The following is a 13969-nucleotide window of genomic DNA, read 5'->3' as shown; positions in this document are numbered from 1 at the left end:
GGGGGTCAGGTGGATAGGAGTCTGGACGAACGTCGTCGCGAAGCCCTGGCCGCTGTGGCCCCGGGCACACCGTTGCGCGACGGCCTCGAGCGGATTCTGCGTGGGCAGACCGGCGGGTTGATCGTGCTCGGCTACAACCGGGATGTCGAGGAGCTCTGCAGCGGCGGTTTCGAGCTCGACGTCGATTTCTCCGCCACCCGGCTGCGCGAGCTGGCCAAGATGGACGGCGCGATCGTGCTGAGCGACGACCACAAGATCGTACGCGCCGCCGTGCACCTCGTGCCCGACCCCGCGATCCCCACCGACGAGGCCGGCACCCGCCACCGCACCGCCCAGCGGGTCGCCAGGCAGACCGGGCTGCCCATCATCGCGATCAGCAAATCGATGCGGATCATCGCGCTCTACCTCGACGGCATTCGCTACGTCCTGGAGGAGTCCGCGGCCATCCTCTCCAAGGCCAACCAGGCTCTGGCCACCCTAGAGCGCTACAAGCACCGCCTGGACGAGGTCTCCGGCACCCTGTCGGCCCTGGAGATCGAGGACCTGGTCACCGTCAGAGACGTGGCCGCCGTCGTCCAGCGCCTCGAAATGGTCCGGCGCATCTCCGACGAGATCAAGGGCTACGTGGTGGAGCTGGGCACCGACGGCCGCCTGCTGTCCCTGCAGCTCGACGAGCTCGTGGCGGGCGTGGATTCCGAGCGCGAGCTGGTGATCCGCGACTACCTCCCCGCCCCCTCCACGCGCCGCCAGAAGCGCCTGGTGGACGCCATGCACGACCTCGACACGCTGTCGGGCAACGAGCTCTTGGACCTCTCGGCCGTCGCCCACGTCCTCGGCCACCACGGCTCCGACAAGCTGGACAGCCCGGTCAGCCCGCGCGGATTCCGCCTGCTCGCCAAGGTCCCCCGCCTGCCCGCGACGGTGGTGGACCGCCTGGTCAACCACTTCGGCAGCCTGCAGAAGCTGCTGGCGGCCAGCATCGACGATCTGCAGGCGGTGGGCGGCGTCGGCGAGTCCCGCGCCCGCAGTGTCCGCGAGGGCCTGTCCCGCCTCGCCGAATCCTCCATCCTCGAACGCTACGTATAACCCGACTCTGACGATCTAGCGCAGGTGGAAGACGCCCTTGGTGCTGCGGAGCTTGCCCAGGCGGACAGTGGCCACGTAGGTGCCGGGCAGGGCGACCGCCGGGGTGGAGCGGCAGTCGCTGCTGGAGCGGCGGCGGTCCCAGCTCAGTGTCCGCACGTACGGCACGCCCCGCTGCAACTGCTTGATGTCGGTTCCCGGGCCGCTGACGCAGTCGGCCGTGGACCAGATGCGATCCGCGCCCGAGGTGATGCGGATCTCCATGGCCCGCGGTCCCACGTCGGCCGTGCACATCACGGGTCCCGTGTTCACCAGCGTGACCACGAAGGCGGGCTGGGCGCCGGCTGCGTAGATCTTGTCCTTGCCGGCCTGGAGGCTGAGCACCAGATCTTCCTCGGCGCAGGGCTCGCCGGGCCGTTTGTGGCGCGCGACGGGGGTCGGCGTGCTCGGGCTGGGGGTGGGTGTCGGGCTGGCCGTGCCCATGGCGAGCGTACGCAGGCCCGCCAGCAACGGATCGGTGGTGGGCGTCGCGCTCGGTGAGGACTGGGCGCTGGACTTGCGTTCCGGTCCGCTGCCCCCGCTGGAACACGCCCACGCCACCACGGCCACCACGACGAGCACCGCCACCAGCACGCTCATGCGCCGCCGCCAGTAGACGTCACCGCCGTCCTCACGCATCGTGTCCGGATCCATACGCACAGCATGGTAATTCGGCGGGCACTTAGAGTGACGACACGCCGAAATCATTCACGGAGCCATACCCTTGACCGCGTGGCTGATCCGAAAACGTTGCACGGTCCTGTGCTCAATTGGTACGAGGACAACGCCAGGGACCTTCCCTGGCGGGCGGCCGGTGCGACGCCGTGGGGAGTGCTGGTCAGCGAGATCATGCTCCAGCAGACCCCGGTCGTCCGGGTGCTGCCCGTGTGGCATGACTGGATGGCCCGCTGGCCCACCCCCAAGGACCTGGCCGCCGAGCAGCCGGGTGAGGCCGTACGCCACTGGGGCAGGCTCGGCTACCCGCGCCGGGCGCTGCGCCTGCACGCCTGCGCCAGGGCCATCACCGACGAGCACGGCGGCGAGGTGCCGGCCGACCACGCGACCCTGCTGTCGCTGCCCGGCATCGGCGAGTACACCGCCGCCGCGGTCGCCAGCTTCGCCTACGGCGGCCGGCACGCCGTTCTGGACACGAACGTCCGCCGGGTGTTCGCCAGGGCCGTACGCGCGGAGGAATACCCGCCCACGGCCACGTCGGCGGCCGAGCGGCGGCTGGCGGAGAGCCTCCTGCCCGAGCTGGGCGCGGCCCGCTGGGGCGTGGCGGTGATGGAGCTGGGCGCGCTGGTCTGCACGGCCAGGGCGCCGCGTTGCGCGGACTGCCCGATCGCGGACGTCTGCGGGTGGCGCCTGGCCGGCAAGCCCCCGCACGCCGGTCCGGCGCGCAAGGGCCAGACGTACGCGGGCACCGACCGCCAGTGCCGCGGCCGGCTGCTGGCGGTGTTGCGCGCCGCCCACGGTCCGGTTCCCAAGGAGGCACTGGACGTGGTGTGGGACGACGCGGTGCAACGCGAGCGCGCCCTGGACGGCCTGATCGCGGACGGCCTGGCCGAAGCACTCGAGGACGGCACCTACCGCTTGCCCCACGCCTGACCGGTCACCCCTTCAGCACGCCCGCAGGGTGGCACGAGCCGTTCGGCGGCGAATCAGCCGATCCACGGCGGAACGCCCAGGTCGGCCCCGTCGACGGACATAGCCCTAGCGCCGGCCGAAGCCGTGACGACGGCGGTATATCCGGCGGCCGGGTCGGCCAGCACCTGCCGCGCCGTCCGGGCGGGCATGACGACGGTGTCACCAGCGGCCACGGCGTACTTCTCGCCGCCCAGCTCGACGGTCGCCGCACCCTCGATCCAGGTCCACACCTGCTCGACGTCGAAGTCATGCACCGGCCCGACGGCGCCGGGCCGGGCGTCGACGCGCCAGAGGGAGCGCTCGGCCCCGCCCTGCGTCGGCGAGGCGAACGTCGTCATGACCCCGCTGGCCGTCTCCGATCGCCGCGCGTCGGCGGCGCGAATAACAGTCATCTCTTGAAACCCCTAAGATAGGCAACGACGTTGTCCATCGATATAGTTAACCAGGTTGTCTATCATGTCAAGTGACACCCCGGGTTTCGAACTACCACTACGCCTGCTGCTGGCGTTCCGAGCGCTCATCGACGAGCTCCACGCCGAGCTGTCCCGGCAGGGCCATCCGGACATCCGCCCTATGCACGGATTCGTCATGCAGGCCATCGGGCCGGAGGGCACCACGGCCGTCGAGCTGGGCCGTACGCTCGGCGTGTCCAAGCAGGCAGCCGGCAAGACCATCGACACGCTGGAGCGGATCGGCTACGTCGAACGCACCGCCGACCCGCGTGACACGCGCCGCAAGATCGTCCGCCTCACCCCGTACGGGATGGACGCGCTCGGCCGCTCAGCCCGCATCTTCGACGCCCTGCGCGCCCGCTGGGCCGGCGAGCTGGGCGAGGACCGCCTGCGGGCCCTGGAGTCCGACCTGCGCAAGCTCACCCCTGCCAACCCGTGGCGCCTGGACATGCCAGGCTGGTTCGGCACCCTCTGAAGGGCTGAAGGCCCGGGCTCGCGAGCTTCGCACGAGCCCAGGCCCCACTCAGGCGGCCAGCTGCAGACCCAGACTGGTGAGGTTGGTACGGGCCCAGGCCAGCTCCTCGGCCAGCATCGACACCAGCGCGCCCGGTCCCTTGGCCCGCCCGGGAACGATCAGGTTGTGCGTCTCGACCTCGATGTGCGCGCTCCCGCTCACCGCGCCCGACAACATCGCCGTCAGCGTGTCGTGCAGCACCGCGCCGGTGTTCGTGGTCTCGCCCGTGTGGTTGTGTACGTGCCCCAGCTTGACGACAGGGGCCCCGGCCTCCGCCAGGCCCTTCAGTGTCGCCCCCGCCTCCTCGGCCCCGCAGGCGAGATGACAGGCGTCCAGGCACACGCCCAGGTGCTCGGAGTCGATCCCGCACACCCGCTCGAGCGCCTGCTCCGTGGTCTCCAGCACGCACCCGGGCCACGGCTCGAACCCGACCCTGATCGTCTTGCCGGTGACGCTGTAGATGCCGCGCAGCTCGCGGGCGAGCCGCTCCAGGCGCCGGGTGGCGATCGCGTGCAGGTCGGCGGGCCAGTCGCGACGCCAGCCGATCGGAATCGTCGAGATGCTGCCGAACCGCACGTCGTCGGGCAGCAGGAAGGCCAGGATCTTGGCCAGCGCCATGGTGTAGCGGTATCGCTCCGGCTTGGCCCAGTCGGGGCCGGGGACCTCCTGGTTGCGGCCGCCGGTGCCGTTGAGGCTCACGACCTCGAGGCCGCGCTCCTCCAAGGAGCGGCGCAGCCGTACGAGCTCGATGCGGTCGGCCGTGAGGTGGTCGGCGACGCTCGGCGAGAGCCACAGCCCGATGCCCATCCGCTCCACGCCCAGCCGCTTGCGCACCGGGACCGCGTAGCGGGTCAGGTGCGCGATCAGGTTTTCCAGATCCTCGGCAGGATGGACGCCTGCGTTGTAGGCGAGGTGTACCAGCGTTCCGTCATCGTGACGCAGGCGCATCGGTTTCCTCCACGGCTTGCTTGTGTGTTCCCGTCGCCCGCCCCAGACGAGCGCGAACCTGGTCGAGCATGCCTGCTCTTGGGTGGCTCACGCGTCCGCCCTGAGTTGATTCCCGGCTACTCCCTTGGGAGCAGTCCCCAACCTAGGAACACGATCTTGTGGCTCACTTGGATGAGACTTGGCGAAGCTCTACGCAGTGTAGTACTACTCGCGGTGGCGGTATAGCCGCCCATCCAACAATTAGGCAACGACCAAATTCACCCGCTTTGCGCCGCTTTGCCCCACTTAACGTATTTATACCTGCCAGCCGCGACCAACCCCCAGCCGCGCCACAGCGTTCGCCGCACACACCAAACGCCGCACACACCAAACGCCGCACACACCAGACGCGGCGCACACCAGACGCGGCGCACACCAGACGCGGCGCACACCAGACGCGCCACACATCGGCCCGGGCGCGCTCGGGCGCCTACGCTGGCACCGCAGTGCCGACGGCCGCCGTCGGATGCGGCCGGCACTATTGACGCCACCCCCGCCGGCGCCGCGGCGCACATCAGGCCCGGCGCACATCGGCCGCGACGCGCTCGGCGCCTACGTCGGCACCCGGAGTACCGACGGCGCCGGCGGATGCGCCCGGCGCCGAAGGTATGACCCCCGGACGCGCGAAAGCCCCCGTGTGAGGACCACACGGGGGCCGTCGTCGCGCGAAGCGGTCCCGTCAGTGCTGGATCGGGGCCGCGATGGCAGCCGCCGAGTCCGGAATCTTCGAGATCGACTCGCCCCGGAACATGAACTTGGCGTTGTCGCCCTCACCCTCGACCGTCACCTTCACGACCTGCCCCGGACGGAGCTCGCCGTAAAGGATCTTCTCCGACAGGGAGTCCTCCAGCTCGCGCTGGATCGTACGCCGCAGCGGACGGGCACCCATGACCGGGTCGTAACCACGGTCGGCCAGCAGCTGCTTGGCCTCGGGCGAGACGTCGAGCGCCATGTCGCGGTCCTTCAGCCTGAGGTCCACCTGGTGGAGCATCAGATCGACGATCTTGATGATCTCGGCGGGCGTGAGCTGGTGGAAGACCACGATGTCGTCGACGCGGTTGAGGAACTCGGGCCGGAAGTGCTGCTTGAGCTCTTCCTGCACCTTGGACTTCATCCGGTCGTAGTTGGAGTCGGCGTCGTTGGACTTGGCGAACCCGACCCCGATGCCCTTGGAGATGTCCCGGGTGCCGAGGTTGGTGGTCATGATGATGACCGTGTTCTTGAAGTCGACCACCCGACCCTGGGCGTCGGTCAGGCGACCGTCCTCCAGGATCTGCAGCAGCGAGTTGAAGATGTCGGGGTGGGCCTTCTCGATCTCGTCGAACAGGACCACGGAGAACGGCTTGCGCCGCACCTTCTCCGTGAGCTGGCCGCCCTCCTCGTAGCCGACGTAGCCGGGAGGCGAGCCGAACAGCCTGGAGACGGTGTGCTTCTCCATGAACTCCGACATGTCCAGGCTGATAAGCGCGTCCTCGTCACCGAAGAGGAACTCCGCCAGAGCCTTGGACAGCTCGGTCTTACCGACACCGGAGGGACCCGCGAAGATGAACGAGCCACCGGGACGGCGCGGGTCCTTCAGACCGGCGCGGGTGCGCCGGATGGACCGCGACAGGCCCTTGATGGCGTCGTCCTGGCCGATGATCCGCTTGTGGAGCTCGTCCTCCATGCGGAGCAGGCGCTGCGACTCCTCCTCGGTCAGCTTGAAGACCGGGATGCCGGTGGCGGTCGCCAGGACCTCGGCGATGAGCTCCTGGGTGACCTCGGCCACGACGTCCATGTCGCCGGCCTTCCACTCCTTCTCCCGGCGCTCGCGCTTGAGCTGCAGCTGCTTCTCCTGGTCACGGAGGGCAGCGGCCTTCTCGAAGTCCTGCGCGTCGATCGCGGACTCCTTGTCGCGGCGCACGTTGGCGATCTTCTCGTCGTATTCGCGCAGGTCCGGCGGAGCGGTCATCCTGCGGATGCGCATCCGGGACCCGGCCTCGTCGATGAGGTCGATCGCCTTGTCGGGCAGGTAGCGGTCGCTGATGTAGCGGTCGGCCAGCTGCGCCGCGGCCACCAGTGCGTCGTCGGTGATGGACACGCGGTGGTGCGCCTCGTAGCGGTCGCGCAGACCCTTCAGGATCTCGATCGTGTGGCTGAGTGAGGGCTCGGCCACCTGGATCGGCTGGAAACGGCGCTCCAGCGCGGCGTCCTTCTCGAGGTATTTGCGGTATTCGTCGAGCGTGGTCGCGCCGATCGTCTGCAGCTCGCCGCGGGCCAGCATCGGCTTGAGGATGCTGGCGGCGTCGATCGCGCCCTCGGCGGCGCCCGCACCCACGAGCGTGTGCAGCTCGTCGATGAACAGGATGATGTCGCCGCGCGTGCGGATCTCCTTGAGCACCTTCTTCAGGCGCTCTTCGAAGTCACCGCGGTAGCGGGAGCCGGCGACCAGGGCGCCGAGGTCAAGCGTGTAGAGCTGCTTGTCCTTCAGCGTCTCGGGCACCTCGCCCCTGACGATCTTCTGCGACAGGCCCTCGACGACGGCGGTCTTGCCGACGCCGGGCTCGCCGATGAGAACCGGGTTGTTCTTGGTCCTCCGGGAGAGGACCTGCATGACCCGCTCGATCTCCTTCTCACGGCCGATGACCGGATCCAGCTTGCCCTCGCGGGCCGCCTGGGTCAGGTTGCGGCCGAACTGGTCGAGCACCAGGGACGTGGACGGCGCAGACTCCTGCGGGCCGCCCGCCGCGGCCGGCTCCTTGCCCTGGTAACCGTGCAGCAACTGGATGACCTGTTGCCTGACACGGTTGAGATCAGCTCCAAGCTTGACCAGCACCTGGGCGGCCACACCTTCACCCTCGCGGATGAGCCCGAGCAGGATGTGCTCGGTGCCGATGTAGTTGTGACCCAGCTGCAAAGCCTCACGGAGCGACAGCTCGAGGACCTTCTTGGCCCGCGGGGTGAAGGGAATGTGCCCCGACGGAGCCGACTGGCCCTGGCCGATGATCTCCTCGACCTGCTGGCGCACACCCTCAAGGCTGATGCCCAGGCTCTCCAGAGCCTTGGCGGCAACGCCCTCACCTTCGTGGATCAAACCAAGAAGAATGTGCTCAGTGCCGATGTAGTTGTGGTTGAGCATCCTGGCCTCTTCTTGGGCCAAGACGACAACACGCCTCGCTCGGTCGGTGAACCTCTCGAACATCTCGTCGCTCCTCACAGAGCGGTCAGTCAGGCCGGTAAATCCGGTCCCGTCCTCCCGCATGCTAGCCCTGGCTCGGCGAACCGTGCCCACTCGCCGCTGACACGCTCTATAGCAGACACGTTCCCCGAGAGCAGGGCGTTCACCCTCCATCCAACTACTGTTCGGGGGTGACGTGTTCCCGATACGCCGCAAGCGAACGATGTTTAGGGTGCTTCACGTCGGCAGCACTAAATTGCCGTCCGCGGCGTACGCAGATCAACCCGCGCCGGCCACCGGACGCTTCGAGCGGACCGGCCTCAGCCGGCCCGCGCCCGCGCATCTCCGATGCCACGTCCGTATCTGTTACGCAATCATCCTATGTCCCCATGCAATGGTTGGCCAAGTGCGCGCACTACGGCCTGAACAGGACACGGCACCTACCGCACTCTCATGAAATCCTCATCCGGTCAGCCGGGTTACCGACCTCATCAGGCACGACTGTCCAAGTGGTCACGGCATTCCCGGCAGGATGCACCTGGAGAGCCCGGGCATTGTGCGGCGCATGCCCGGGGGAGCGGATTTTGCCCGGTGCCACACGCGCGTGAGTCGAGATCCCGGATTAGAGCCGGTCTCAGGTTTTACTCAACGCCGATGAGCGGCTCGCATACCTCATTCAACGTATGTTCCGGCGGCTCGATCCCGGCAACGCCGTGCCGCCATCCGCAAGCACCGCTCTCCTGGAACGGGCCATCGCGGGGATTCACCATTCGGGCGCGCGGAGCGCGACACCATCACATATGCGGGCACCTGCCGGTGAAACGACGCCGGACATGGTCCACAACACACGGCCAAAACGCCCGCATATGGGGAGTTAGAGATCATCCTCTTGGTGTTCCGGCATTCGGAACACCCTAGAGACGATCATGCGCTTATGGCGGCCGCCGGGGTCCAAGGCGAACATCATAAGCGCATGGTCGTGAGTTGGCTCGATCAGTGAGCCGCCTCGTACTTCTCGACGACCGTGGAGGCGATACGGCCTCGCTCGCTGACCGGGAGCCCGTGGGCCTTGGCCCACTGACGGATCTCGGAGCTCTTCTCGCGGCTCATCGCACGGCTCCCGCCACGGCCACGACGACGCGTGGCCACGGCACCTGCCCGGCGCGCGTTCTGCACGAAAGGCGTGAGCGCGTCCCTCAGCTTCTTGGCGTTAAGGTCGCTGAGGTCAATCTCATAGGAGGAGCCGTCAATAGCGAAGCTCACCGTCTCATTGGCCTCGCCCCCATCGAGGTCATCGATGAGAATCTCCTGGATCTGCTTGGCCATGTACGCAATCCTTTCGCGGGCATTGTTTCATTCGCCTGCCCAAACATATACCCGGAAAGGCCCTGAGACAATTCAGCGCTGCGGGGATTCGGCTGACTAGCCGATCAGTTCTGCTTCTCGGCAGGCTCCTCGCCGTTACGGTGCCGCCTGGGGCCCTCGGCGCGGACCAACTTCACTACGCCAAAGATGAAGGCTCCACCGACCACGACCGGGGGGATGAGCGCTGACAATACGTCTGTTAGGGCTTCCATTCGTCCTCGCCTCCACGGCTAGCGGGGTTTCGGGGGCGCTATATGAGCGCGTGCGCGGCCCGGAGGAGCGCGACGGTCCTCACGAGCAAGGCGACAACCGCCCTCACCCGACCATAGCGGCACACAGATGCCCTGCGTGCGGCAGGTGCGCCAACATCCGGCAACCCGGACGCCCCATAGCCTAATGCCAGTCTCTCCAGGCTCCTTACCGGATCAAGGGAAAATTTTGCGATAAGGCGCCGGGGCAGCCCCCGGAAGGCTCAGCGAAGATCTTTTACCACGCGCGTTCCGGCCAGCCTGTCATGCGGCCCCCGCTCCAGCGGCTTGTCGATCAGGATGAGCAGCCCGACGCCGAACAGCAGCATTCCGGCCAGCAGATTGACCACTGGAATGCCCATGAGCATGAGCGGCCCCGGATAGACCAGGGATCGTTTGAGCGCCGCTCCCGGCGTGAGCTTCGCCGGGGCCAGGCGAATCCGCATGATCGCCTTGCCGAACGTCCTGCCGTGCCTGAAATGGGCCCACCAGTCATAGCCGGCATAAGCCAGTCCGGCCCCGAACCACGCGCACACGCCGGGCAGGCGACCGCCGAACACCTCCAGCACCCCGACAGTTCGGAAGATGGCCCAGAGCGCAATGAACAGAATGTAATAGAAGACCCCGAAGACGAGCGCTTCAATCAGGCGGGCGGCGAGCCGTTCCCACCATTCCGCCGGCAGCGAGATCGCCCACGGCGTCCCGGCCATAACCTCCACCTCGCCTCCGGCTACGGGTTCCGTCCCATTCTGGTACGGCGCCGCGGACAAAACATAGGGGCCGGCGGGAAGCCGGCCCCTATGTTTACGTGCGGGAGGACTACTTGATCTTCACCACCACGGTGCGCGCGAACTTGTCCGCGAACGTCTGCTGCAGCGGCTTGTCCCACAGCATGGAGGCGCCGTTCAGGCCGCTCAGAAGGGGAGCGAGGAGCGTTCCGAAGGGAATCCAGTAGAAGATGTAGGCGCCCCACGTCACGAGCGCGCGCTTGAGTGCCGCGTCGTTGGGGATGCCGCCCGGCGGCACCGGGCCGCCGACCTGGACGACCTTGATGCCCATGATCATCTTGCCGACGGTCTGACCCTTCATCTTGTGCATGAAGAAGTCGTAGCCGACGTAGACGAGGGTGAGGACGATCGACATCAGGATGCCGATGACGAACGAACCGAACAGGCCCGTGCTCGCCCCGGTGGTCGAGCTGTAGCTCGCGACCAGGAACAGCCCGAAGATGAAGGTCACCAGGCCCATCACGACGCCGAAGATCACGCCGTCGACGATCCTCGCCACCAGCCGCTGCCACCACTCCGCCAGCGGAGCCGGTGCGCCCGGAGGTTGCACGCCGACCGGCTGCCCGTAGGCCTGGCCGTAGCCCGGCTGGCCATAGGCGGCCTGCTGCGGCTGCCCGTAGGCCTGGCCGTACTGCTGGTCGCCGTACTGCTGCTGGCCGTACTGGGGCTGGGCGTAGCCAGGCTGGGACTGCGCCTGCTGGCCATAACCCTGCTGGTCGTAGCCCTGCTGCTGCTGACCGTAGCCCTGCTGCTGGCCGTAGCCGGGCTGGGACTGAGCCTGCTGACCGTAGCCCTGCTGCTGCCCGTAATCGGGCTGGGACTGAGCCTGCTGACCATAGCCCTGCTGCTGCCCGTAATCGGGCTGCGACTGAGCCTGCTGACCATAGCCCTGCTGCTGGCCGTAGCCCGGCTGCGACTGCGGTTGCTGGCCATAGCCCTGCTGCTGCCCGTAGTCGGGCTGGGACTGAGCCTGCTGACCGTAGCCCTGCTGCTGGCCGTAGTCGGGCTGCGCCTGGGGCTGCTGGCCATACTGCGGCTGCTGGGCGCCATACTGCCCGGAGGAGGGCTGCTGGCCGTAGCCCGGCTGGGACTGCGCCTGCTGGCCGTAGCCCTGCTGCCCATAGTCGGGCTGGGACTGAGCCTGCTGACCATAGCCGGGCTGCTGGCCGTAGCCCGGCTGGGACTGCGGCTGCTGACCATACTGTGGCTGCTGGCCGTATTGCTGTTGCTGGCCGTAGCCCTGCTGGCCGTGCTGCGCCTGCTGACCGTAATCCGGCTGCTGGCCGTAGCCCTGCTGCTGCCCGTACTGGGCGTCGGCGGGTTGCTGGCCGTACTGCTGTTGTTGCTGGCCGTAACCCTGTTGCTGTCCGTAGCCCTGCTGGCCGTATGGGGGCTGCTGGCCATAGGCGTCGTCCGCCCGGTAGCCGACCACAGTGACGTCGGGGTCGGGCTCGCCGGGGTGGCGGCCCGTGTTCTGCTGCCCGTACTGGGGATTTCCGGGTGCAGAGTTCTCGCCCGATTCGTCCTGTGGATACGGCGGCTGTCCGGTGCTCACCGTGTCACCTCGCTTCGAGTGCGCATGTGGCACGTGTCAGGACACATGCCCTGTGCTGCCCAACGTATCGACATAGGTATCAACAATCACCTTTCCAGCTAGTCAAGGCCAGCGTCACCCGATGTCAGGTGGAGCAGCATGCGGGTGTTGCCCAGGGTGTTCGGCTTCACGTGCTCCAGGTCGAGGAACTCCGCCACACCCTCGTCGTACGAAGCCAGCAGTTCGGCGTAGACCTCGGGCGAGACCGGCGTGCCCTGGATCGGGCGGAAGCCGTGCCGCGCGAAGAAATCGACCTCAAAAGTCAGGCAGAATACACGCCGCAGTCCCAGATCGTTCGCCTGCCGGATGAGCGCGGAGACGATCCGGTGGCCGATCCCCATGCCCCGGCACTCAGGATCGACGGCCACCGTGCGGACCTCGGCCAGGTCCTCCCACAGGACGTGGAGCGCGCCACACCCGACCACCCGCCCGCCCAGCTCGGCCACCCAGAACTCCTGTACGTCCTCGTACAGGGTCACTGTGGTCTTCTCCAGGAGCCGGGGGCCGGCGCCCGCATAGGTGTCGACCAGGCGCCTGATCCTCCGCACGTCGGGCGTGCGGGCACGCCGGACCACCACCGCGGTCTCCGGCGTCGTCAGTTCGGCCACCTGTTCCATGGCTCTCCAGAGTACAGATGTCATTACGGTTCGGTCCTAACTCCCATGTCTGGCCCCATCCTGTGACGTGCCACGAGCCACATGGGCACGAGCCCGGCGTCTTCCGGCGTTCGGCAGAAGCAATGACAAAGGGGACATAAGGTCTCTTCTGCATGGCTGATCACGAGATCACCTTGTGACCCGCCAGTTGTGAAACCTCTACAGATCGAGCAGTTCTGGTTGAGCACGAACCCGGAGTGCATTAGTGTCCAGCGACAACGTTCCCCGCGTGGCGCACGCGGGAGACACGCCCAATTCCCGCATGGGGAGCCGGGGATCCACCGGTGGCGAGCTTCGCACGCCACCATCGGGGTGAATCCGAGTTCTTCGGTAGGGCTGCTCCGGCCCGAACCCGTCAGCTAACCCGGTAGGCGTCAATGAGAGGAGCTGGTTGGTGAAGCGTACGCACGGCCGTGGGGGGAAGTCGGCGGGCAGGCATGCCCGCCCTCCGGAACGGGCCTGGCTCGCACGCCGCCTCGGCGTGGTGAGCATCACAGTGGCCACGCTCCTGATCGCCATCCCCGCCGCCGCTCCGGCGTCCGCGGATCCCACACCCTCGCTCAAGGAGCTCTCCGACCAGGTCGAGAAGCTGCACGTCGAGATCGAGACGCTGACGGAGCAGTACAACGGGCAGCGGGAGAAATACAAGGTCGCGCAGAAGGCGGCCGACGCCGCCCAGAAGACGCTGGCCGGCAGCGAGGCGGATCTCGCCGCCAAGCGCGCCAAGGCCGCCATGCTCGCTCAGAACGCCTACATCTCCGGTGGGCTGAGCAGGGCGCTTGCTTTCACCTCGTCGACCGACCCCGAGAAGTTCCTCGATCAGGCCGCGACCACGTACGCATTGGAACAGCAGCAGGCCGAGCAGGTCAACCAGCTCGCCAAGGCCATGGACGCCGCCGAACGCGCCAGAGCGGGCGCCAAGACCCGCATGGAGGAGCTGCAGAAGATCGTCGCGGACCTCGACAGCAAGCGCGACAAGATCACCAAGCTGGTGGCCAAGGCCGAGAGCAACCTGTTCAGGCGGGCCATGGGAGAGGCCGGCCGGGCCGGCAAGCGCGTGCACATCAACCTGCCGATCCCCGGCAACGGCAAGGCGGCCCAGGCCGCGAGGTGGGCACTCACACAGCAGCTCAAGCCGTACGTCTGGGGCGCCGAGGGCCCCAGCTCCTACGACTGCTCCGGCCTGGTGATGGCGGCCTTCCAGCGGGTCGGCATCTCGCTGCCGCACTACACCGGTGACCAGTGGACCGCGGGCCGGCACATCGACAGGTCCGAGCTACGCGCGGGCGACCTGGTGTTCTTCTACAGCGACCTGCATCACGTCGGCATCTACCTGGGAGGGGGCATGATGGTGCACGCCCCGCGCACAGGTGATGTCGTGCACATCGCCTCGATCGCCAACCGCCCGTACGCCGGCGCGGTGCGCATCGCCGACTGAG

The 13969-nt window shown here is 67.6% G+C and carries 13 protein-coding genes and 1 riboswitch; of the genes, 5 read left to right on the top strand and 8 right to left on the bottom strand.

All coding sequences use genetic code 11. From position 1 onward, the window contains the following. The first annotated feature begins 9 nt into the window (after positions 1-9). Positions 10-1086: a DNA integrity scanning diadenylate cyclase DisA gene (gene disA / locus ACTWQA_RS13815; protein WP_443159624.1), complete on the top strand. Its 1077-nt coding sequence runs from the start codon at positions 10-12 to the stop codon at positions 1084-1086. A 15-nt stretch (positions 1087-1101) separates the two neighbouring features. Here the strand turns inward: disA and ACTWQA_RS13810 are convergent, their stop codons facing one another. Further along, positions 1102-1776 (bottom strand): hypothetical protein, encoded by a 675-nt coding sequence (locus tag ACTWQA_RS13810; RefSeq protein WP_443159623.1) that lies wholly within the window; start codon positions 1774-1776, stop codon positions 1102-1104. Between the two features lie 195 nt (positions 1777-1971). On the opposite strand from ACTWQA_RS13810, the gene ACTWQA_RS13805 reads away from it, so the two are divergent. Then, positions 1972-2730, top strand: coding sequence for an A/G-specific adenine glycosylase (locus ACTWQA_RS13805; RefSeq protein ID WP_443159864.1), 759 nt, complete (start codon positions 1972-1974; stop codon positions 2728-2730). Between the two features lie 53 nt (positions 2731-2783). Here the strand turns inward: ACTWQA_RS13805 and ACTWQA_RS13800 are convergent, their stop codons facing one another. Further along, the gene (locus ACTWQA_RS13800; RefSeq protein WP_443159622.1) at positions 2784-3161 is read right to left on the bottom strand and encodes a cupin domain-containing protein; all 378 of its coding nucleotides are present in this window, start codon (positions 3159-3161) and stop codon (positions 2784-2786) included. A 64-nt stretch (positions 3162-3225) separates the two neighbouring features. Here ACTWQA_RS13800 and ACTWQA_RS13795 point away from each other — a divergent pair, with 64 nt between their 5' ends. Further along, positions 3226-3696 carry a MarR family winged helix-turn-helix transcriptional regulator gene (locus tag ACTWQA_RS13795; protein WP_305917310.1) on the top strand — a complete coding sequence of 157 codons (471 nt, stop codon included), beginning with the start codon at positions 3226-3228 and terminating at the stop codon, positions 3694-3696. Positions 3697-3744: 48 nt separating this feature from the next. On the opposite strand, the gene ACTWQA_RS13790 is transcribed toward ACTWQA_RS13795, so the two are convergent. The 5 genes from ACTWQA_RS13790 to ACTWQA_RS13770 all read right to left on the bottom strand — a co-directional run bounded on the left by ACTWQA_RS13790 (position 3745) and on the right by ACTWQA_RS13770 (position 10830). Continuing rightward, complete coding sequence (locus ACTWQA_RS13790; RefSeq protein WP_443159621.1) at positions 3745-4683, bottom strand: sugar phosphate isomerase/epimerase family protein; 939 nt, start codon at positions 4681-4683, stop codon at positions 3745-3747. Positions 4684-5401: 718 nt separating this feature from the next. Continuing rightward, on the bottom strand, positions 5402-7903 hold the full coding sequence (locus tag ACTWQA_RS13785; RefSeq protein WP_443159620.1) for an ATP-dependent Clp protease ATP-binding subunit: 2502 nt from the start codon (positions 7901-7903) through the stop codon (positions 5402-5404). Between the two features lie 969 nt (positions 7904-8872). Continuing rightward, positions 8873-9205, bottom strand: coding sequence for a histone-like nucleoid-structuring protein Lsr2 (locus ACTWQA_RS13780; protein WP_305917313.1), 333 nt, complete (start codon positions 9203-9205; stop codon positions 8873-8875). A 511-nt stretch (positions 9206-9716) separates the two neighbouring features. Further along, positions 9717-10202 carry an RDD family protein gene (locus ACTWQA_RS13775; protein WP_443159619.1) on the bottom strand — a complete coding sequence of 162 codons (486 nt, stop codon included), beginning with the start codon at positions 10200-10202 and terminating at the stop codon, positions 9717-9719. A gap of 109 nt (positions 10203-10311) precedes the next feature. Next, positions 10312-10830, bottom strand: a complete 519-nt coding sequence (locus ACTWQA_RS13770; protein WP_443159618.1) for an RDD family protein — start codon at positions 10828-10830, stop codon at positions 10312-10314. On the opposite strand from ACTWQA_RS13770, the gene ACTWQA_RS13765 reads away from it, so the two are divergent. Further along, positions 10825-11937 carry a hypothetical protein gene (locus tag ACTWQA_RS13765; protein ID WP_443159617.1) on the top strand — a complete coding sequence of 371 codons (1113 nt, stop codon included), beginning with the start codon at positions 10825-10827 and terminating at the stop codon, positions 11935-11937. The two genes, ACTWQA_RS13770 and ACTWQA_RS13765, sit on opposite strands and share 6 nt — an antisense overlap. On the opposite strand, the gene ACTWQA_RS13760 is transcribed toward ACTWQA_RS13765, so the two are convergent. Further along, positions 11934-12491: an amino-acid N-acetyltransferase gene (locus ACTWQA_RS13760; RefSeq protein ID WP_443159616.1), complete on the bottom strand. Its 558-nt coding sequence runs from the start codon at positions 12489-12491 to the stop codon at positions 11934-11936. The genes ACTWQA_RS13765 and ACTWQA_RS13760 overlap by 4 nt on opposite strands. A 277-nt stretch (positions 12492-12768) precedes the next feature. Beyond that, positions 12769-12919: riboswitch (cyclic di-AMP (ydaO/yuaA leader) on the top strand. 5 nt (positions 12920-12924) lie between these two features. Here ACTWQA_RS13760 and ACTWQA_RS13755 point away from each other — a divergent pair. Continuing rightward, positions 12925-13968, top strand: a complete 1044-nt coding sequence (locus ACTWQA_RS13755) for an NlpC/P60 family protein (protein WP_443159615.1) — start codon at positions 12925-12927, stop codon at positions 13966-13968. Position 13969: the final 1 nt, after the last annotated feature.

The sequence above is a fragment of the Nonomuraea sp. 10N515B genome, from assembly GCF_052245915.1.
GTDB lineage: Bacteria > Actinomycetota > Actinomycetes > Streptosporangiales > Streptosporangiaceae > Nonomuraea.
The sequence above is the reverse complement of the archived record's forward strand: the minus strand, read 5'-3'. Positions and strand labels throughout refer to the sequence as shown.